The 20,397-nt window shown below is 43.9% G+C and carries 18 protein-coding genes; 12 read left to right on the top strand and 6 right to left on the bottom strand.

Going from position 1 to position 20,397, the window contains the following annotated elements:
- Window positions 1-12: 12 nt before the first annotated feature.
- The 3 genes from ACP7AA_RS04820 (at window position 13) to ACP7AA_RS04810 (ending at window position 3,030) form a co-directional block, all read left to right on the top strand.
- Window positions 13-1,377, top strand: coding sequence for an XdhC family protein (locus ACP7AA_RS04820; protein ID WP_201618507.1), 1,365 nt, complete (start codon window positions 13-15; stop codon window positions 1,375-1,377).
- Window positions 1,378-1,410: 33 nt separating this feature from the next.
- The gene (locus tag ACP7AA_RS04815; protein ID WP_201618505.1) at window positions 1,411-2,115 is read left to right on the top strand and encodes a nucleotidyltransferase family protein; all 705 of its coding nucleotides are present in this window, start codon (window positions 1,411-1,413) and stop codon (window positions 2,113-2,115) included.
- 195 nt (window positions 2,116-2,310) lie between these two features.
- Window positions 2,311-3,030, top strand: a complete 720-nt coding sequence (locus ACP7AA_RS04810) for a hypothetical protein (protein WP_201618504.1) — start codon at window positions 2,311-2,313, stop codon at window positions 3,028-3,030.
- A gap of 189 nt (window positions 3,031-3,219) precedes the next feature.
- Here ACP7AA_RS04810 and ACP7AA_RS04805 read toward each other — a convergent pair whose 3' ends face one another.
- Together ACP7AA_RS04805 and ACP7AA_RS04800 are read right to left on the bottom strand one after the other, a co-directional pair.
- Window positions 3,220-4,704, bottom strand: a complete 1,485-nt coding sequence (locus ACP7AA_RS04805; RefSeq protein ID WP_201618683.1) for an ATP-binding protein — start codon at window positions 4,702-4,704, stop codon at window positions 3,220-3,222.
- Window position 4,705: 1 nt separating this feature from the next.
- Window positions 4,706-5,425: a heavy metal response regulator transcription factor gene (locus ACP7AA_RS04800; protein ID WP_201618502.1), complete on the bottom strand. Its 720-nt coding sequence runs from the start codon at window positions 5,423-5,425 to the stop codon at window positions 4,706-4,708.
- A gap of 336 nt (window positions 5,426-5,761) precedes the next feature.
- Between ACP7AA_RS04800 and ACP7AA_RS04795 the strand changes: the two genes are divergently transcribed.
- The 9 genes from ACP7AA_RS04795 (at window position 5,762) to ACP7AA_RS04755 (ending at window position 14,565) form a co-directional block, all read left to right on the top strand.
- Entirely contained in the window at window positions 5,762-6,088 is a 327-nt protein-coding gene (locus tag ACP7AA_RS04795) for a hypothetical protein (protein WP_201618500.1), read from the top strand.
- Between the two features lie 147 nt (window positions 6,089-6,235).
- Window positions 6,236-6,508: a hypothetical protein gene (locus ACP7AA_RS04790; protein WP_201618498.1), complete on the top strand. Its 273-nt coding sequence runs from the start codon at window positions 6,236-6,238 to the stop codon at window positions 6,506-6,508.
- A gap of 139 nt (window positions 6,509-6,647) precedes the next feature.
- The gene (locus ACP7AA_RS04785; protein ID WP_201618496.1) at window positions 6,648-7,241 is read left to right on the top strand and encodes a c-type cytochrome; all 594 of its coding nucleotides are present in this window, start codon (window positions 6,648-6,650) and stop codon (window positions 7,239-7,241) included.
- A gap of 165 nt (window positions 7,242-7,406) precedes the next feature.
- A complete protein-coding gene (locus ACP7AA_RS04780) occupies window positions 7,407-8,039 on the top strand; it encodes a DUF411 domain-containing protein (RefSeq protein WP_201618494.1) in 633 nt (210 codons plus the stop codon).
- A 90-nt stretch (window positions 8,040-8,129) separates the two neighbouring features.
- Complete coding sequence (locus ACP7AA_RS04775; protein WP_201618493.1) at window positions 8,130-9,845, top strand: copper resistance system multicopper oxidase; 1,716 nt, start codon at window positions 8,130-8,132, stop codon at window positions 9,843-9,845.
- Between the two features lie 31 nt (window positions 9,846-9,876).
- Window positions 9,877-10,971 carry a copper resistance protein B gene (locus tag ACP7AA_RS04770; protein ID WP_426222792.1) on the top strand — a complete coding sequence of 365 codons (1,095 nt, stop codon included), beginning with the start codon at window positions 9,877-9,879 and terminating at the stop codon, window positions 10,969-10,971.
- A 27-nt stretch (window positions 10,972-10,998) separates the two neighbouring features.
- Window positions 10,999-11,493 carry a DUF305 domain-containing protein gene (locus ACP7AA_RS04765; RefSeq protein ID WP_201618487.1) on the top strand — a complete coding sequence of 165 codons (495 nt, stop codon included), beginning with the start codon at window positions 10,999-11,001 and terminating at the stop codon, window positions 11,491-11,493.
- Window positions 11,494-11,622: 129 nt separating this feature from the next.
- On the top strand, window positions 11,623-11,799 hold the full coding sequence (locus tag ACP7AA_RS04760) for a hypothetical protein (RefSeq protein ID WP_201618484.1): 177 nt from the start codon (window positions 11,623-11,625) through the stop codon (window positions 11,797-11,799).
- A gap of 114 nt (window positions 11,800-11,913) precedes the next feature.
- Window positions 11,914-14,565 (top strand): copper-transporting P-type ATPase, encoded by a 2,652-nt coding sequence (locus tag ACP7AA_RS04755; RefSeq protein WP_227670327.1) that lies wholly within the window; start codon window positions 11,914-11,916, stop codon window positions 14,563-14,565.
- A gap of 69 nt (window positions 14,566-14,634) precedes the next feature.
- Here the strand turns inward: ACP7AA_RS04755 and ACP7AA_RS04750 are convergent, their stop codons facing one another.
- The 4 genes from ACP7AA_RS04750 to ACP7AA_RS04735 form a co-directional block, all read right to left on the bottom strand.
- The gene (locus tag ACP7AA_RS04750; protein WP_298906712.1) at window positions 14,635-15,582 is read right to left on the bottom strand and encodes a spore coat protein U domain-containing protein; all 948 of its coding nucleotides are present in this window, start codon (window positions 15,580-15,582) and stop codon (window positions 14,635-14,637) included.
- A 110-nt stretch (window positions 15,583-15,692) separates the two neighbouring features.
- Window positions 15,693-18,164: a fimbria/pilus outer membrane usher protein gene (locus tag ACP7AA_RS04745; protein ID WP_201618481.1), complete on the bottom strand. Its 2,472-nt coding sequence runs from the start codon at window positions 18,162-18,164 to the stop codon at window positions 15,693-15,695.
- Window positions 18,115-18,876, bottom strand: coding sequence for a fimbrial biogenesis chaperone (locus tag ACP7AA_RS04740; protein ID WP_201618479.1), 762 nt, complete (start codon window positions 18,874-18,876; stop codon window positions 18,115-18,117). Before ACP7AA_RS04740 ends, ACP7AA_RS04745 begins: the two co-directional genes overlap by 50 nt.
- Window positions 18,877-18,882: 6 nt before the next feature.
- The gene (locus tag ACP7AA_RS04735; RefSeq protein WP_201618477.1) at window positions 18,883-19,422 is read right to left on the bottom strand and encodes a Csu type fimbrial protein; all 540 of its coding nucleotides are present in this window, start codon (window positions 19,420-19,422) and stop codon (window positions 18,883-18,885) included.
- Window positions 19,423-20,397 lie beyond the last annotated feature (975 nt).

The raw sequence follows: 20,397 nt of genomic DNA, 5'->3' as shown, positions 1-20,397 counted from the left end.
ATAAGAGGCATTATGAATCAAATCGCTGATATCCTAGAGCTTGCCACACAAGCGATACAACAAAACATCGATGCTGTATTAGCCACCGTGGTGCGTACAGAAGGCTCGGCGTATCGGCAACCGGGTGCGATGATGCTGATATGCGCTGATGGGCGGTCGGTTGGGATGATTAGTGGTGGCTGCCTTGAGCCGCATATTATCAAACGTGCCTTTTGGTTAACTCGTCATGGCGCGAGTGTGCAAGTCTACCAGACAGGCGATGACATTAGGTATCATAAAAATAGCAATTCTGATTCGACTTTTGTAAAAGACGTTAGTGTTAAAGATGAGGATATGTCTGAAGATGATTTTTTAGAGGGTGAGCTTAATTTTGGCTTGGGTTGTAATGGACGAGTGCATGTGTTGTTTGAGCGTTTAGCGACAGCAATACCTCTACTCGATTTAATTCGTCAGGTACGTCATACTCAGCAACCGGTAACGATTGCCACTCTTGTTAGATCGGATAATAGCGAAAACGGAGCGCTCGACCTGCAAGTTGGTAGCCGTATTTATTTAGATACGTATTTAAAAACAGGAAGTCTGACGGATATATATTTGAACCACAACGTGGCAGGCGACTCGGATACTGTTATAGATAATGTGTTGTTAAAAGCGATTAGAAAATTATCAAAGCATCAGTTTCATAAAAAAGATGCTGGATACAATGCGGAATACATCGAGCTGTCAGACGATTTAGAGTACCAGCCTACAGCTAATCGTCAGTATGAGAGTGGGGCCGAATTAGTGTTAAAAACAGGTCACACGGAGTGGTTATTGCAGTGGATTTGCCCACAAATGCGATTACTGATTTGCGGGGCAGGCAATGATGTTATACCACTGGTGACAATGGCAAAGCTGCAAGATTGGCATGTCACCGTCATAGACAGTCGACCGCAATATGCGACGCGTCTGCGCTTTAGCCAAGCAGATAGCGTGCTGTGTTTACCCTTGGATGATACCGACACGTTACTTAAGCTCAGTGCTGGCGCCGCCGTTGCTGTGATGTCTCATAGTCTGACCCAAGACCGCGCTCGACTTGCCGTGCTACTAAAACATTCTGCTCACTATCATTATCTTGGGCAATTAGGGCCTCGCTATCGTACTGAGCGCTTAATCAGAGAGATTGGTGAGACAAGCGTTAACCCGCATATTTTAGCGGATGGTATTGATAAATTGCATTATCCTATCGGCTATAAATTAGGCGGAGACGGCCCTGAAGCATTGGCACTGAGCATCATGGCGCAAATGAGTGCGGTAATGCATAATCAATCCCCTCAAACCATGAGCCCTAGCAGCCAAGAACAGCATAGCAAAACTGATGTGCAAACACCGGCATAGTCATGAACGTCACTAAGGCAAGAGAGGAGATAGATGCTTATTACAAATAGTCGTAATTTTAGTCATAGCCATAGCGATAGCCATGCCGTTATTCTCTTAGCAAGCGGACTTAGTCGACGCCTAGGTCAACCAAAGCAGTTATTAAATAAGAATAATGAGTCGCTAATTTGCTATATGACTCGCCTTGCTATGCTGACTCAGCCTAGCCTTATAGTGATCGTGGTTCCTCAAAACCAGTCAGCGATTTTAGATTCGATTGCTGATTTAACCGATCAGCTAAATAGCCTCCAATCATTGATTAAAATAGTAACGAATTCATCACCCGAAAAAGGGCTAGGCGAGAGTTTGTCGATTGGCATACAAGCCTTAGCTACGTTTGATGGTTTATCTGTCGATTCGGTACTAATCATGGGTATTGATCAAGTGTTATTGGATAGCGAACATTTGAGCAAGCTGTTGGCAGGTAAACACACTGTCGTTGCTAGTAGTTATAGCCCTTTAGATGACCATCATTCTAAGATTGCTAATGAAGCCGATATTATTGGTCTACCTATTGTCATTGATTACGAGCGTCTTAAAAACTGGCAATCGGCTCTGATAGGTGATAAAGGATTGCGGCATTTGATTAGAGCGCTGCCATCCAATCAAATCAGTACCGTTGATAATCATAAATTAAGCCACGATATTGATACGCCCGCACAACTTGCCTATGCTAAGCAAAAACATTGGGTTGATTAGTAGGGTTAAATGCTGTCACTTGCCGCAATCGCGTTTGTATAGTTACTAATAGAAGACGACATGCTCGGCAATTGAAGCTCCCGCAGCATTTCTAACCAATTTAGAACAAAACAATCTACATTGAGATACGCAATATAAGATGGTCCTGACTTATGATTGAGTGTAAATATACTTCACTAACAAGGATTAGAAATCATGTCAAACCAGCCTACTGATAACGATAACATCAAGAATGCCCTAGAGTCGCTTGAAAATACAACGGAAGCGCCTTCAAATAATGAAGTGACGGGTGTTGAGGTTTTAAAAGGCGATAAAGTAATGTATGAAGACGGTGATTTTGAAGATTACAATGCCGAAAAACAGATTGAGTCTGATAAAGAGGGTAAATCTGCTAAAGAAGATAAAACTAGCAACGAAGATGAATCTAACAACGAAGATGAATCTAATGAAAAAGATGAATCTAATGAAAAAGATGAATCTAGCGAAGATGATAAGTCTGAAAAAAATGACAAGTATGGTGCGACGATAGCTAATATCTACCAATGGGCGTCTAAGCTTAAGGATGATTTTATCTCTGATAAAGACGGCAAATCTGATTCTAATGAAAAAGAGAATTCTGATAAATCTGATAAAGATGAAAAACACAGCGCAACGATAGGTCATATCTATCAATGGGCGTCTAAGCTCAAAGATGATTTTACCTCTGAAGCTTCTAACATGACGCATGAAGTTTCTGAAAAAGCGCTTGCTATGATGCTCAATAGGCTTGTAGACGGTGTAGAGGCTGAGCTAAAAGCCTTTGATAAGAAGGTAGAAGACTCTAAAGAGTCAGTGCCTAATCTAGCCGAGGAACGTAGTAAAATTTCAGATAAAAAAGACAAATACCAGAGTATGCTTGACCAACTACGAAACTAATTGGCACCAAAAAAAATAAGTTGCTGTAACATCAGCTTATAGACATAAAAAAGCCTTGTATGCTTTACGCTACAAGGTTTTTTTGTGTTCGATGGGAGACTTTCCTAAAAACGTGTAACTGCTTATAAAGCATCTAGGACGGACGGTCAAGCAGAGACCATCCCAGATTCTGTGTAACTGCCATTTAGATTAAATGTTTACTGATGCGGCCATCAACAATTCTACAGCAACCTCAAAGCAATACTCATCTTTGATAGTAATCTTCACCTTCCCTTTATGAGCATTAGCAATGGCCTGAACGATGGACAATCCTAGCCCTGTCCCCGAATGCTGATTGCCCGTCTTATCATGACGATAGAAGCGCTCAAACAGCTTATCAGCTTCAATCTGATCTAATGGTTTGTCTAGACGATTGGTCATAGTTATCCTTAACCATAGCTGCTTTGAGGGTTGAGTATCGTCTTTTGCTACATTAAACGAATTGTTTGAAGTGAGGACGGTAGCGGATATCAGGATAGCGCTGTCACTAGCCGCATAATAAATCGCATTTGACATCAGATTGGCAAATAGCCGTTGCAATAAGCCTTCATCACCTAGTACTGTTTTAAAATCACCCGATTTCTCAAAAGTTATCTCACGATCTTCGGCAATCATTTCATAATAGTCTATCAGTTTTGTGATCAACCTCTCGGTATCGACATCACTGATTTGTGAATCACTCAGCTCTTTTTGGGTTTTTGCCAGTAGCAACATATTGTTAATCATGGCGGACAACTGCTCTAACGTATCGTGCTGATGATGTAATTGCTCGATGTATTCGTCGCCTTCTCTTGGCTTGGTTAGCATGACCTGCGTTTGCGTACTCAGCGTCGCTATTGGCGTGCGTAGCTCGTGGGCGATATTGTCTGAAAACCGTGACAATGATTCAAAGTTACTTTCAAGCTTGACCATCATCGAATTATAAGATTCTGCGAGTGGTCGCAATTCTAATGGCATATCGCCAACCACCACTCTTTCATCTAATCTTTGAAGATTTATGCCTTTCATTTTTTGTACGATAGTAGCTAGAGGAGCAAAACCCCAATACACACTTAATGCCGCTACTGAAACCAATAATAAGGTGATGGCTATAAGTATCAAGCTTAGCTGGCGATTAAACTCGATAAGATATTGATGGTGCACATCGATAGGTAGGGCAATAAATGCCAAAACCTCTTGATTTTCAATGATAATTGCTCGGTAATGCCTATTGTTTATCTTAATCATAAACTGCTGATCGTGATGATCCTGCCATAGTGGTAACAAGCTAAAATCAGCCGGTAAGTCATGGATGAAATTACTGGGATCGCTGGATAATAATTTGCCGTTTTTATCTGATATTAAGGTTTTTAAATCATAATCTAGCCAAGAGGAATGCAGGTGATTGTCATCAATGAGTGATTGCGACTTTGACACTGTCAATGGTTCTATATGATCGTCCAGATTAATCATACGTTTGCGCAGGTTAAAAGCCGCATGAGTAATAATTTCTGAGTCCATTTGCTCAAAGTGTCCACTCACAGAGCGCTGCACCCACGCATAGATGATGATCTGAGAGATAATAACGAAGACCGTCAGCAAGAAAATAGTTCGCCATAGCAGCGACCAGCGCCGATTTGTGAATTTATAGTTCATATTATTTAGAATGGTCTCCGCCCACGCCACTTTGAACCTCAGTAGCTAGCGCCTCTAATCGATAGCCCATCCCGCGTACCGTGTGAATCAGCTTTATATCAAATCCATCGTCTATTTTGATTCGTAAACGTCTTATAGCCACGTCAATGACATTCGTATCACTGTCAAAATTTATGTCCCATACTTGCGAGGCAATCACAGTACGTGGCAGTACTTCACCTTGGCGTTCTAGGAAAAGTTGTAATAAAGCAAACTCTTTAGCAGTTAGTTTGATAAGGGTATCACCTCTATATACGGTGCGTTTGGCAATATCCATTTTCAGGTCTGCTACATGTATGACTGAGCTTTTATAATCCGATTGATTGGCACGGCGCAATAGGCTTTTTATTCTAACAATCAGCTCAGCAAAAGCAAAAGGCTTGGTCAGATAATCATCGCCACCAATTTCAATACCTTTAATCCGATCGCTTAAATCATCTTTAGCCGTTAAAAATAAAACAGGCGTATGCTTGCCAGCGGCACGGTAGCGCTGTATCAGCTCAAAGCCACTGACATCAGGCAGCATGACATCCATCAGCACCACACTAAAATCTTCAGTCATTAACGCATGATAGCCATCCAAACCTGTTAGGTGATGATCAACAATAAAACCGGCCTCAGTTAAGCCTTTCTTAATATATTCTCCAAGTTTTTCCTCATCTTCTACTAACAGTACTTTCATCGTCGCTTTCCTTCATATCATTATGGTTGTCAACAGCATATTACTAATGTTGTTGGCTTATCAGCCGTATGTTTATCAAAAACCCTTGTGCTAACAGCGCTCTTTGGATAGAGGCAGATGCTGGTATTTGGCTTTAATGACAAGCAGATGACAAGCAGATGAAAATATTATGTTGTTCCTAACGAACATGTCATGTCCGTGTCATCTAGCTGTCAGCCCACATTTAGTATTCTAAATAAACGCCGCATAGAGGCTAGTCTCTGATACAGACCGCTTCTACAAGTTAAGCGATTATCTTACTTAAACAGCTTATTATTTATCTTCAAAGGGTCTTATATGAAAAACTATCGTTCATTAAAAAAAGCAGCTTTACTTTCAGTATCGATGTTAGTGGGCATGTCAGCGGCCAATGCCCATACCACACACTTAGAAGCTTCTATTCTTAGTAATTGTGACGCAGTGACGAGTTTTGCAAAGAACGCAGATCATAACGATGCACAGATTTCTAGCGCGCAAATGAAAAGCTATGTTGATGCGAGAGTCGCGTGTCAGGTACAGCATCAAGATCAGCACTTGCAGTCTGAAAAATATTTTGTGAAAAAATATGGTAGCGATCGTGATAGAAATGCTGAAGCCATATTAAATGAATATGTCGCGCATTAAAATCGAAAGCGATGAGAATGACAACATTGTAATCTTAACGTCATCTGCCAGTCAGAATGAATAACGTATCATTTAGACTGGTTTAACGGCTTTACCCTTAATCACTTTACCTTCAATAGCTTTTAATCCAATCAATAGGAATTAACTATGTCAAATTTTAAATTACTGTCTAAATCAATCGCAATGACGGCTATCGCTCTTATTGTATCGACCTCGGCGATGGCTCATGACCCAAAAATGCATGCTGAGAAAGACCAGATGAACTGTGAAAAAATGCAAAAGCATATGCAGATGATGGAAAAAATGGATCATAGCAAGATGGACATGAACGACCCCGCCATGAAAGCCATGATGGCTAATATGGGAAAAATGAAACAGATGTACCAAAAACATTGCGTGACTAGTGACAGTAAATCTTAAGAATTTCAGCTCTGTTAATCAGCTCTGTTAATCAGCTCTGTTAATCAGCTCTGTTAATCAGCTCTGTTAATCAGCTCTGTTAATCAGCTCTGTTAAATAATAGCCAACACTTAACGGAAACAAATTTTTAGGAAAACATATGAAATTTTTATTGGGTGTGCTCTTTACCGTATTTGTGACAATCACTGGCGTATTTGCGGTTGCTAGCAGTGGCGTTGTCAATGTGGGCGCAGACCAAGAGCATAGCCCAATGATGTATAGCTTTTTAGAGACCGCTCGCAATCGTTCTATAGAAAATGCCAGCAAAGATATTGTGGTACCAGACTTAGAGAAGGTGGACATGATCAGCTCGGGTGGCGCGGACTATAAGGATATGTGTGCAGGCTGTCACTTGTCTCCGGGAGTGGCACAAACTGACTTTAGCGAAAGCTTATATCCAAAGCCGCCCAACTTTACTAAGGCTGACATCGTCAAACGTTATCAAACAGAGGACGGTGCAAAGCAAAGCTTTTGGGCCATCAAGCACGGTATTATGGCGTCTGGAATGCCAGCATGGGGAGCTTCTCATGATGACGATAGGATGTGGGCAATGGTCGCTTTTATTAGATCGTTACCTGAATTGAATGAAAGTCAGTACACCATGCTAACGACTAGGTTAGACGACGATATGTTGGATATGTCATTTGATGGTGATATGAATATGTCGGATGATGGTTCTGGAATGCAGCATTAACCTTGTTTAGATATGAATGCGTCATAAGTAACGCGTGTCGTCATTAACAATGCAATACTTAAAGATGCTGCATTTAACCTTTATGTTTAAGTCTATAAAGGTCAAATATAGCGCGTAAAATTTTTAACATATCGAGCATGACAATAGACGTTTAGGAGTAATTTAATGAGACATTACACACATGTGTTTTCTAATGGACATCACCGGTTATCCGGTCGTGTTCTTTTATGGGTGGTGACAGCGGCATTACCCCTCACAGTAGCTGCTTGTAGCCAATCTACTACCAACGTCTCTGACTCGCAGTCAATACAAACTGAGCCTGCTGCTGTCCAGAACGTACAAAATAATAAATCAGCTCCGTCAAATGCTCCCGTCAACAGCTCGTCATCATTACTCAAAAACGTCTCAGCCACAGTGTATAAAGATGCCAACTGTGGCTGCTGCAAAGAGTGGGTAGGCTATGCAGAAGATAATGGATTAAGCGCGACCACGCACGATGTTGCAGATGTATCCTTGTTCAAAGAGCGATATGGCGTACCACAGCAAATGCGCTCTTGTCATACCACCGTTACCACCGACGGTTTTGTCTTTGAAGGACATGTCCCTGCTAAACACATGGCTCAGTTTCTAGAAAATCCCCCTGCACAAGCTATTGGACTTGCCGTACCGAGTATGCCGGTTGGTAGCCCCGGCATGGAATATCAAGGTAAATTCATGCCTTATAAAGTAATGCAGCTTAACAAAGACGGTACCACAGAAGTCTATGCCGCTATTGAGACTCCTCAGCAGCAACTATAGTGTTGGCTTAGATGTGAATAGATTCTGTTAAATATCGAAAATATTATAACTATAAGCTCACCATCTCTCAAATTGAATTAGGTCATCATTATGAATAAACAGAACATACTGAACCGCCGACGTTTTTTGACAGGGTCATCTACGCTACTTGGCGCGTCTATGCTATCGACGCTACCGACCATGGCCAGTAGCGCACTGGGACACTCAAGTCGCTCGGGCAGTCAGGGTGCTACTATCAATAGTGATCAAAACATTCATAAAGTGCCTGTATTGACAGGGAAAGAGTTTGATTTATACGTCAGTAAACAGTCCGCTATTGTTAACGGTAAAAAGAGCATGGCAACGCTCATCAATAATTCATTACCAGCACCGACGCTAAAGATGCGTGAAGGCGATACGGTGGTGATACGTGTTCATAATCAGATGGATGAATCAACCTCTATCCATTGGCATGGATTGCTGGTGCCGTTTGAGATGGATGGGGTGCCGGGTATTAGCTTTGATGGGATTCCTGCAAACAGCACCTTTACTTATAAATTCAAATTAAAACAATCAGGCACTTATTGGTATCACTCACACAGTGGCTTCCAAGAACAAACCGGTATGCTGGGTGCCATTGTGATTGAACCTAAAGGGCGTGAGCGTCATCCTATCGACGAAGACCATGTGATCGTGCTTAGTGATTGGACCAGCCGCAACCCGCATAATCTCTTGAAGCTGCTCAAACAGCGCGCCGACTTTGACAACTATCATCTGCCAGACTTCAAAAAACTGCTTGCTGATATTGCCGAAACGGATATGAAAACCGCGTTTGATAAGCGCAAAATGTGGAATCAGATGCGCATGATGCCCACTGATTTTACTGACTTGTCGGGCGAAAATACCTTCACCTACCTTATCAATGGCAAAACCACCGCGGCTAATTGGGCGCAAATAGTCAAAGCAGGACAGCGCGTTAAATTACGCTTTATCAATGCTTCAGCGCAAACCATCTTTGATGTGCGCATACCCGGTCTCAAAATGACTGTGGTGGCAACCGATGGTATTGATGTCGCACCCGTTGCGATTGATGATTTTCGTATTGGCGTGGCTGAGACCTATGATGTCATTGTCACCCCAACCAAAGATGCCCATACCATATTTGCCCAGAACATAGATCGCTCGGGCTATGTCGCCGCAACACTTGCCACCAAAGAAGGCGCTCGTGCAGCAACGCCTGCTATGGACAAAATCGAATGGCTCACCATGGCAGATATGATGGGCGCTATGGGTGCTGATGGTTATAAAGCTAAGCATGCCAAAACAGAATACGATTTTAAGAGTGATATGCGTGTGGACAGTCCACGTATGAACCTTGATGATCCCGGTATCAACCTGCGTAATATTGATAGAAAGGTGCTGAATTATAGCCAGCTGCGATCTGTCGATGAGGCAATATTTGTAGAGCAGCGCAAGCCTACCCGAGAGATCGAGCTACATTTAACCGGTAACATGGAGCGCTATATCTGGGCGTTTGATGGGGTTAAGTTTAGTGATGCGACACCGGTTAATATTAAGCCGGGGGAGCGCGTGCGTATTACCTTAGTCAATGACACCATGATGAACCATCCGATGCATTTACACGGCATGTGGAGCGATTTGCGTATGCCTAACGGCGAGTTTCAGGTGCGCAAGCATACTATTATGGTGCAGCCGGCACAAAAAATCAGCTTTGATGTCACAGGAGAAGCTGGTCGATGGGCATGGCATTGTCATCTGCTCTATCACATGGAAGCCGGTATGTTTAGAGAAGTGGCGGTCATTTAAGCAAATCTTTGATTGATAGGTGAGAGATGAGATGAAAATACATAAAGTAGGTTTACGGTTCGCTGGGGCATCATCATTGGTACTGCTGGCATCATCATTTGCTAATGCTGCTGACCCGTCCACTGCTAAAAAAGACATGATGATGTCAGGCATGGATCATAGTAGTATGGATATGTCAGGTATGGATATGTCAGGTATGGATATGTCAGGTATGGACATGTCAGATATGGATCACAGCAAAATGGATATGTCAGGTATGGACATGTCGGATATGGATCATAGCAAAATGGATATGTCTGGTATGGACATGTCGGATATGGATCACAGCAAAATGGATATGTCAGGTATGGATCACAGTGGCATGGACATGTCGGGTATGGATCATGGCAGCATGGATATGTCAGGTATGCAAGGTGGTAAGGCGCCAGCTGATGCACGAAGTTCCGACTACTCAAACGGCGTTCCCTATGGACAGTATGGTAAGCCTATGATGATGGGTGATATGCCATTATGGGGCGTTTCTGTAGATGATTTAGGTTATCAGTTTGATGACGATCAGATTAATTATGAGGTTGGTGCTTGGTATGGCCTAGATGAGCGCCGCCTCTCTTTACGCAGCGAAGGTAGTATTCAGACCGAAGGTGATAAAGAAATTGATAGTCTGACCTCACTATCTTACTGGAAGCCGCTAAGTATCTTCTGGAATGGCGAGGCCGGTGTTGCTTATGATACCGAAAATGACAAACCTGCCATTATGGCGGGTATTGTCGGTACTATGCCTTACTTTATTGAAACCGATGCCAGAGCTTATCTGTATTCTGATGGACAAGTTCGATTGGACCTTGGCGCAGAATACGAGTGGCGTTTGAGCCAGCACTGGGTTGTGATACCGGAAGTAGGACTAACAGCCTTTAGTAAAAAAGACAGCGACAATCATATTACCAAAGGTTTTAACGAGATGGATGCTGAAGTGAGGCTCACTTATGAGACATTCAGTCGCCAACTTGCGCCTTATGTGGGTGTGAGTTATGAGACAGCGCTTGGCAGTGCTCGAGATCAGCGTCGTCAACATAATGAATCGGTTGATAGCAGTAGTTTGACTGCGGGGGTTAAATTCTGGTTCTAATATTATTAATGTAATAGGAGATATACTATGAATGCTTCAGATCAAAACAACATGAATCATCAAAACCATCAACAAGGCATGAACCCTTATGTCAAGTTCACCCTGATGATTGTGACGTCTACGATTGTGATGTACATCATGATGTATTTCAATACCTATGAGTGGGATCACATCTACTTTAGTGAAACCCGAGCTTATATGGCGCTCTACATGGGTGCCGGTATGGCCGTCATTATGCTGGCCTTTATGGGTAATATGTACAAAAAAACCAAAGTTAATTTGATGGTTTATGGGCTAAGTGTATTGATGTTTGCCATCGGTATCTGGGGCGTACGCTCTCAAGCAACCGTCGATCAAGTCGATTGGATGAAGGCGATGATACCGCATCACTCGATTGCTATTTTGACCAGTTCGCGTGCTGATATCGAAGATCCACGCGTGCGTCAGCTTGCTGACGATATTATTAAGGCACAAAAGCGTGAAATCGCTGAGATGCAGGCGCTGATCGAAGAGTTGGAGTAAACAGTCATAAATTTTGAGCATTTCGTATTAGGTGTCATTAAGTAAGCACCCTATTGAAAGGTGTACGTACACACGCTAGTACTATATCATTACTAATACTAAGGAAATAATAAATAAGGAGTCTTTGTAATGGTTATTATGATGCACGGTATGATGAACGCGCCTATGCACGGCATGATGAATGGATCAATGCATGGTATGGGTTGGGGAGGATCTATTATCTCTCTGTTGTTCATGGTACTGGTTTTTGTGGTACTGATATTAATTATTATGTCGCTGATCAAATATCTGCGTAAACCAGACTAAATCTTATGCTTAACTAAGTTGTTAGGCATATAAAGCAAGAGTAGATACAACGGCTATCAGTGGTTGATATTACGGATTCAAAATCTCTACTCATGGTCTTCAAGGAGTGGTTTTATGAAACATATTGACGATACTCAATCTATGAAAGGCGGACAGTACGATAAAGTACCTGCTGGCTATAGTGGCACAATCTATACCTGCCCGATGCATCCTGAGGTCAGGGATATTGAAGATAGTGGCTGTCCAATATGCAACATGGCACTCAAACCTGAAGACGAGGTCACTAACTCAAGCAATAATAATCACGCCCATAACCACAGCCATGCACATGGTCATGGAGAAGGCGCGGACAGCGGTGAAGTAAAATCTGCCAAAGGTGGTAAATACGATAAAGTACCGGAAAACTATAATGGTACGATCTATATTTGTCCTATGCATCCAGAAGTAAGAGATGTTAAAAAAAGCGATTGCCCAATATGCGGTATGTTTCTTAAACCTGAAGACGAAATTGTTAAAGAGATCGCTGATTCCAAAGACAATGAAGACAGCCATTCACATTGTCATGGGAAAGATACTGACCGTACCGAGGTAAAGTCCGTTAAAGGCGGCAAATTTGATAAAGTGCCAGCTAGCTATAGTGGTACCGTTTATATTTGTCCGATGCATCCAGAAGTAAGAGACGTTAGGAATAGTGGCTGTCCGATATGCGGTATGGCACTTGAGCCAGAGACTGTCACTGCTGGTGAAGAAGATACCGAAGAGCTCGATGATATGACACGGCGCTTTTGGATTTGCACCTTACTTACCTTGCCGCTATTTATTTATGCCATGAGCGATATGTTTGGGATAAACCTAGATCAAATTGGCTCAATTGATATCTCTGGACAACTTGGTCAAATAATACAGTTAGTGCTTGCTACTCCGGTTGTACTTTGGGGCGCCGCACCGTTCTTCGTTCGAGGCTGGCAGTCTATCAAAAGCCGCAATCTGAATATGTTTACCTTGATTGCGCTAGGTGTAGGCGCTGCTTATATTTTTAGTATTGTCGCGACCTTTTTTCCGGGTATTTTTCCAGACAGTTTCAGAGATGCTAGTGGACAAGTCGGCGTGTATTACGAAGCAGCAGCTGTCATTGTCACCTTGGTACTACTGGGTCAAGTATTGGAGCTAAAAGCTAGAAGTCAAACTTCAGGCGCGATCCGAGCGTTGCTTGAATTAGCACCGCCAACCGCAAGACGTGTTGATGAAAACGGAGAAGAGAGTGAAGTCTCACTTGACGAAGTCGTCAGTGGCGACCAGCTAAGAGTTAGACCCGGTGAGAAGCTGCCAGTAGATGGTACTGTGCTCGATGGTAATAGTAATGTTGACGAATCAATGGTCACGGGTGAGCCAATCCCCGTATCAAAAGTACAGGGAGATACAGTGACGGGCGGTACGGTAAATGGTACCGGAACGCTATTGGTCGAAGCGGTCAATGTCGGAGCAGATTCGGTATTATCCAAAATTGTGCAAATGGTTGCCGAAGCCCAACGTAGCCGCGCGCCTATCCAGCGCTTGGTTGACAAGGTGGCAGGTTGGTTTGTACCTATTGTTATTGTTACCTCCATCGTAACATTTATTGTGTGGGCGATATTTGGCCCTGAGCCTGCTATGGCCTATGCAATGGTTAACGCCATTGCGGTGCTCATTATCGCTTGTCCTTGTGCGCTCGGACTTGCAACGCCGATGTCAATCATGGTCGGTACGGGTAAAGGGGCGCAAAACGGCGTCCTTATTAAAAACGCCGAAGCGCTTGAGACAATGGAAAAGGTCGATACTATCATTGTTGATAAAACTGGAACGCTGACTGCCGGTAAGCCTGAGCTGACTGCGATTGATGCGCTGGCAGGTCAAGATGAGGATGAGTTTTTAGCGCTAGTAGCTGCCGTAGAAAGTGCCAGTGAGCATCCTTTAGCAGAAGCTATCGTGAGAGCGGCTCAAGATAGGTCACTTACTATCTCCAAGGCTAGTGATTTTAATTCAACGACGGGCGAGGGCGTACAAGCGGTAGTCAACGGCAAACAAGTCGCTATCGGTAACTCAAAGCTTATGGAGCGTTTAAACAGCTTCGACCAGGATTTGTCTACTAAAGCTGACGTCCGTAGAAAGGATGGTGAAACGGTCATGTTTGTGGCGATAGATGGTGAAGCGGCTGGTATTATTTCAGTTGCTGACCCTATTAAACCAAGCACCAAGGAGGCTATTTCACTGCTTCATGATGCGGGACTAAAAGTCGTCATGCTAACGGGTGATAACGAAAAAACTGCGCAGGCAGTCGCCAATAAATTAGGTATCGATGAAGTCCATGCCGACGTCTCACCAGAGGATAAAAACCGCATCGTCAAAGAGATGCAAGACAGCGGTAAATTGGTGGCGATGGCAGGGGACGGTATCAACGACGCGCCCGCACTAGCGCAAGCGAATGTCGGTATCGCTATGGGTACCGGTACTGATGTGGCGATGGAGAGTGCAGGGATTACCTTGCTAAAAGGCGACTTAATGGGTATTGCCAAAGCCCATAAGCTGAGCCACGCCACCATGCGTAATATCAGACAGAATCTGTTCTTCGCCTTCATCTACAACGCACTTGGTGTACCGATTGCTGCTGGCGTGCTATATCCTGTGTTTGGGCTTCTTCTTAGTCCTATGATAGCGGCAGCAGCTATGAGTCTTTCTTCAGTATCGGTGATTGGCAACGCGCTGAGATTAAGTCGCTTGAAACTATAATTTTGGTACGGTGAAGAGGTACAGTGTGATATTTAATCCTTATCTACTACAGCCCCAAAATAAAAGTTATCAGTAATTGACGCTAATGTTTACGATGTCAGAGTAGTCATCAGGCTTGAAGTCGGCACTGGGTACGACAACATGCACAATATGTGATTGATTTACTCCAGTGCCTTTATCAGCCACGCCATTTTTTATGCTTTCAGCAGGAAGAGTATTACCCCATGCTGTTCCATCAGTAGATTGTAATTGATAAGGTATCACGTCGCTGTTAGGAATAGTCCCAGTCATAATGCCTGCACCATTTACGTTACCGTTGGAGGGAGCTAAGCCAATGTTGTAGGCAGCACCATTGGTGCAGGTTACACCGATACTAGTGCTGCCTTTGGTATTAGTCGCGCTTGCCGCAATATTTTTTAAATTGATATCGGTAGGTTTAGCAGTGATTTCGCAGCTTGGAATGACAGTTGCTTCAACGGTAAATGGGAATCTAAAAACTGCTTGAATGCCCTTTGTACAGTCAGCGTTAGGATTAGTATGATCACCGTCTTCGTATCTCAATGTAGTATTGCCTTTCTCCAAAAAACTACTGGTGTAGACACCAGGTGTGGCGTTAATATTACTGGGGTCTGAAACTAGGGAGAATTTTATACTGGTTTGGCCGGTAATAGTTGACCCGGCGGCAATTGGATGTGCGCCTGAATTATATTCAGAGCCACTACCATTGCGAGTACCCCAAAGAGTATTGTTTTGAGTCATGGTGAACGCTAAGCGCGGGTTTGTGCCTGGACCATTAATAGACATATAGCGTGGAGAGATGTTGGTAGGACTATAGCTACCACCATCAGCGCCTAGACAGACCGAGACAGTGCCTGCAGTGCTACCTAAGTTTGTGCAGCTATAAATTAAGGTGACAGTAAGGCTAGCGTTATGAGCGTTTGCAGGAGTAATTTTACTTCCAATATTTACATTGCCAGTGCTTCCTGCAGCGGTGTTCATGCCCGCTCTGCAAGCCACACTGACAGCATTTGTTTCAACATCTGTTTCAGCATTTGCCTCAATTGTTGGTAACCACCATGCGCCTAGCACTAAAAGCGGACCGTAATACCACCGAAATAACTTCATTATTATTCTACCTTTTGACAGATGAGAGGACCGATTAGTGGAATGTCAGCGCCTTGTTTATGATAATCAAAACTGACCGTACAACTATCATTGGAGGGCGTTATTACTTTGAGAACATTGTGCTCATCTAATGTATCCAAATAGACTTCGCCGTCAAATCCAATAATGGCTGAGGGCGCGTCCTTGTTCGTGAGTAACTGCACTTGACTGCCAAGCGGTAGCGGCTGGTTATCGCTGTCTGTGAGGATAACAGAGGCCGAGCGCACCGTTGTGATACCAAAGCTTACCAACACTCCAGCGCGGTCAGTCGGCGTGGCTTTAATATTCACCTTGTCAATACGCAGGTCGGCAGGCAAATCCATGGGGTCAATCGCAATCTTATTCTCTTGGTAAGCGTTCAATGGCGTCACCAATAACAGCCCCCGCTTATTTGTTGTACCAATGGGACTGTTTTGCAGCAGTACTGGTACATCAGCGATACCATCAGTGGAAACCACGGCAAAACCATTATTGATTTGGCGGGCGGCAAATAAGCCTCCGCCCATCATTACCAGCGCGCCTGTACCACTGGCATAAGTAGAGTAGCTATCGTTGTTACTACTGATACCAGCCTGTAATCGACCGTATGGACCAAGATAATTCAATTCGGCTAGGCCATCGGTACTGCTGTTATTAACCGTACTATTATTACCTGTACTGTGCCTTGCTTGTGCGCGCCAGCCTATGCCGCCCGCACCTGGTGTTGATTGCGACACATCTGTTACCAAGGAATGACGCTGGTTGGTGCTCTGCAGACTACTGTTCAGCGAGATATTACGATCTAAGGATAGCGAGGCGCCAAAAGAGACGCTGTTATTATCAGAGTTATGAATATCATGATTGTAATTAGCGTTCAGGCTCAGACGTCGCCCAAAGGACTTTCGCCAAGAGGCGCTGGCAAACTGTAAGGTCTCTTGCTGCGCAAAAGCGATCTGGTTATAACTGAGACCAAAACTGCCCATAGACTGGGTGTTATAACCTGTTGAGAGTTGTTCACTGCGGCGGTTGGGGGCGTCCCCGTAGCGTGTGGCGACGTCACGGTAGTTACCATGAGTACCGGTGGCATTGAGACCAATATGGAAACGACTGTTATTCCAAGAGTAATTTGCACTGTATTGCGAGCCACTTTCACCTTGGCTGTCGCTGCCCGCTAGCGAGGCAAATAAGACACCACCTTTACTACCCAATAACCAAGTGCCACCGACACCAGCATTACTAAGACTGTCAGTCACTTCAGCATGGGTTTCGGCAGTAAAGCGATCACTGACCCCATAACGCCAAGTGCCAAAGCCGGCGATATCGCTGCCGTAATCAAAAGATTTGAGCCCATAGTTTTGGCGTACGGCACCGAGCTCCACTGACCAATCGGACAGCCCTGTCTGCAGCAGGCGATGGGCATCATAAAGTGAGAAATTAAGCGTGGTATTTTGTCCTAGCGCATCGGTCAAGACGAGCTGGGCATTACCCACACCGCTAAAGCTAGGCGCTGTATTAAGCTCAAAAGGACCGGCAGGTACGTCACCGCTGTATTGCTTGAGACCATTAATATACAGCTCGACCGCTGAGGGCAGGGTGGCGGAACCAAAAAACGACGGTAAAGGCGTGGTGGTCATATAGGGCTGCAGGTCAAAATTAGTGCCAAATTGCAGTCCGCCTAAGCGTGTCGACCTGGTCCATGACAGTGCCCCTGTGAGTATGTCGCCAGCGCTGACGGCGAGCAGGTTATCAGGGAATGATTTGCTCCAACTGCTATCCAAACGCACCGTGCGGCTGTCCCAATCATTGCGATTAGTATCGCTACCGGCAAAGCGATTGCCAGTTGTCAGGGCAGTAGAGCTTAATACACCCAAGTCATTAAACGCGCGCAGTTCTGTATAAGCACTTAGGCTGGTCGCATTATTTTCGGTTTGGGTACCATAAAGGTTATAATTTAACAGAAAACCAGGCGAGGCGGTCGGTTGCGGGCGTTTACTATTGCGGGTATTAACGACGGTGGTGGCAAGGTTGAGCATGTTTAGCGGTGCAATGAGGTTGACTGTTTGCTGACGTGCATCATAATCAATCTTGATATCGGGTAGGGTGTTTAGCGGTATTGGTTCGAGGATATCGGGCGGCACTATAAAGCCGAGTTGCTGCAATACGTTGGTACTTGCCCATAATTGCTCGTTGTAGTATTCGAAGAACGCTAAGCCCTTATCAGCGCCGTTAAGCTTAACCTCCAAATAGAGATCAAGCTTGTCTGGATGGTCGTTTTCGTCACGATTGTCACGGTCTAAATCAAGCTGTGCGAGACTGTCGTTGGGAAGGTCTGTAGAGGTAGCTATGATATCGTTTGGTTCGATAGCATGGCTGATAGGTATCATTAAGGTTTGCAATAAGGCTATTTTAGCGATCGGAAGTGTCCAGCGTAACGTCTTGTATCGTCTCAGTTCCATTGATCATTGCCTTGAATTTACCACCTGTCGTTAGTGCCGAGGGCGGTGTTTTCAGTGTCCAGTACATGGTAGCGCCTGGTAAAACATAACCCAGCAAACCTTTATGGACATCAATGCTAGTACCAGTCGTATCTACAAAGCTTAGGCTTGCCAGTTGGGCATGACCTTTGCCGCTATTGTGGACACGTAACTTTATCTGCTTGTTATCTGGCTGCACATGTGTGCTCCATTGCAGTTTTGGGGCGGTCTTGACAACACCAACAGGCTGTACAAATACGGGTAGGGAATAGCTCAATGCAAACTGTAAGCCACTTTTTTGGTCAGGAGATTTAATCGGTAGCTCATTAACCAAAACTCGGTAGCTATCTGCTACAGCGCCACTGCCTTGCGGCGGTGCTTTGGCACGGATAATTCGGACTAATTGCTTGTCGTTGGGGTTGAGCTCAATCATTGGCGGACTGGCCAATAATCCTCGTGATAGTGTGAGCTGATCGCCTGTTTCATCCTGCGACCAGTGGTACACACGCACTTGCGCATGCACCACATTGTCACCGGTATTACTTAGGGTCAGACCACTGGCATTTTCTCGAGCTTGTATGCTTAAGGAGATGGGAGAGACTTGCAGCCCACTCGCCATCGCCCAATTGCTACACAGTAGCAAGCTTGAGATCACACTATATTTTGCAACACGGTGTAACCAGAGAGTTAACATAGCTGGCTAGTAAACGACAGAAACGCTAACCAGATCAGTGTAGTTACCAACGGTAACGTCGGTGCTGCCGGTTACTGAGGCATAAACTGGATGTTCAATAGCAGCTGTCATGCCTTCTCCGACGCTACTAACACTATTGCCGGCTTCGCCGTTTAATATTCCAGTACTACCCCAAACTGTACCCTCTAAATCGGAGTGTAACTGATAAGTAATAAGGTCTGTTGGCGCTGGTCCTGTCATAACACCAGCACCATTAGCATCACTGTTCGATGGGGTTAATTTAACCACATAAGGCGCACCGGTAGAGCACATCACGGAGAGGGCGGTAGCGTTTGTTTGGTTAGCTGTCGCTGTACCGCCAGCAGCAACTTCACCGAAAGTAATATCTTGAGTGAGAGGAGCGGCTGACAAGGTGCAAGCAGACACTACGGTCATGTTTACGTTAAAACTGCCTGCCTGTGTACCAGCAGCATTGGCACTAGACATAGCAGCGAATCCGCCAAGAGTAACTAATGTAGCGGTCATTAAGGATTTTTTAAATTGCATGGTAAATCTCCAAAGGTTTAGATCGGTTGGTATTTCAGTGATGGAATGCAGCATAATCCGTTGAATACGCTGCGCTTGCCGAGCTAGATAGCAGAAATTACGTCTTCTTAGCAATCTAGAACCCATTGGTATAAGATGATTACCGGAGGCGAACCGACTCTTTCAGTTACAATAACCACGACTATCTTTAATACTTGTTACTAAAGCATGACACCATTACTATAGAAGTTTGTGACTAACATGTATCCACAGATACATCCGGTTATAAACATATTGTTAATAGTTGGATAACCACAAACTATTTTTATGGATATTTCTCAAACTCTAGAAACAGAAAGTCTTTGTTTAACACATGACAAAAAAATGACTTGATGTCATTTCCTACTGTGGATTCTGATGAAATGGCTTGATGTTTTTATGTGATGAGATATTTCTTTAAATTACTGTTATCAAAAGAAAGTAATGAGAAGGCTGTTGAGTGCCAAAGGCTTATAACGTAGAGAAGCGGGAGGTTTGGACAGTATTGGGGATATAGCTATAAAACTGAAGTTACAAAAACTGCTTTGGAGTTTTTTTTGAGGCGATAGGAATTTGAAAAGGAACTAAAGGATTATTTACTCCGTAACACGGATGAAGCATTCTATCTTCTACAGCCACATTCAGCGCACTTCCATCTATTGGAAAATATTACATAATAAAGAATTATAAAGCTCCACAGGCCAAAGGTAATAACTATTGGAACTAAAGATAATGACCAATTTATCTTAATATTATTATAAGTATGTAGCGTTTTTCTGCCGCTACATTCGCAAAATATAAACTCTTCTTCAACGTTATTATCGATAATGATTGAGAAACACAATTTTTCTCGTTCTAATCTATGGGTAAGCACTATAACGACTAAAGAATGGTCAATGTATGTAAAGCAACAAAGCTTTACTATTCTTGTCTCAAGATAATAGCCAGCCAGTGTTG

The organism is Psychrobacter sp. DWR1-2-3 (assembly GCF_049896465.1).
GTDB lineage: Bacteria > Pseudomonadota > Gammaproteobacteria > Pseudomonadales > Moraxellaceae > Psychrobacter > Psychrobacter maritimus.
The sequence above is the reverse complement of the archived record's forward strand: the minus strand, read 5'-3'. Positions and strand labels throughout refer to the sequence as shown.

Bases quoted from the DNA above. Each gene is read 5' to 3' on its own strand.
- ACP7AA_RS04820 (WP_201618507.1), top strand. From the start codon at position 13: ATGAATCAAATCGCTGATATCCTAGAGCTTGCCACACAAGCGATACAA.
- ACP7AA_RS04815 (WP_201618505.1), top strand. From the start codon at position 1,411: ATGCTTATTACAAATAGTCGTAATTTTAGTCATAGCCATAGCGATAGC.
- ACP7AA_RS04810 (WP_201618504.1), top strand. From the start codon at position 2,311: ATGTCAAACCAGCCTACTGATAACGATAACATCAAGAATGCCCTAGAG.
- ACP7AA_RS04805 (WP_201618683.1), bottom strand. From the start codon at position 4,704: ATGAACTATAAATTCACAAATCGGCGCTGGTCGCTGCTATGGCGAACT.
- ACP7AA_RS04800 (WP_201618502.1), bottom strand. From the start codon at position 5,425: ATGAAAGTACTGTTAGTAGAAGATGAGGAAAAACTTGGAGAATATATT.
- ACP7AA_RS04795 (WP_201618500.1), top strand. From the start codon at position 5,762: ATGAAAAACTATCGTTCATTAAAAAAAGCAGCTTTACTTTCAGTATCG.
- ACP7AA_RS04790 (WP_201618498.1), top strand. From the start codon at position 6,236: ATGTCAAATTTTAAATTACTGTCTAAATCAATCGCAATGACGGCTATC.
- ACP7AA_RS04785 (WP_201618496.1), top strand. From the start codon at position 6,648: ATGAAATTTTTATTGGGTGTGCTCTTTACCGTATTTGTGACAATCACT.
- ACP7AA_RS04780 (WP_201618494.1), top strand. From the start codon at position 7,407: ATGAGACATTACACACATGTGTTTTCTAATGGACATCACCGGTTATCC.
- ACP7AA_RS04775 (WP_201618493.1), top strand. From the start codon at position 8,130: ATGAATAAACAGAACATACTGAACCGCCGACGTTTTTTGACAGGGTCA.
- ACP7AA_RS04770 (WP_426222792.1), top strand. From the start codon at position 9,877: ATGAAAATACATAAAGTAGGTTTACGGTTCGCTGGGGCATCATCATTG.
- ACP7AA_RS04765 (WP_201618487.1), top strand. From the start codon at position 10,999: ATGAATGCTTCAGATCAAAACAACATGAATCATCAAAACCATCAACAA.
- ACP7AA_RS04760 (WP_201618484.1), top strand. From the start codon at position 11,623: ATGGTTATTATGATGCACGGTATGATGAACGCGCCTATGCACGGCATG.
- ACP7AA_RS04755 (WP_227670327.1), top strand. From the start codon at position 11,914: ATGAAACATATTGACGATACTCAATCTATGAAAGGCGGACAGTACGAT.
- ACP7AA_RS04745 (WP_201618481.1), bottom strand. From the start codon at position 18,164: ATGGAACTGAGACGATACAAGACGTTACGCTGGACACTTCCGATCGCT.
- ACP7AA_RS04740 (WP_201618479.1), bottom strand. From the start codon at position 18,876: ATGTTAACTCTCTGGTTACACCGTGTTGCAAAATATAGTGTGATCTCA.
- ACP7AA_RS04735 (WP_201618477.1), bottom strand. From the start codon at position 19,422: ATGCAATTTAAAAAATCCTTAATGACCGCTACATTAGTTACTCTTGGC.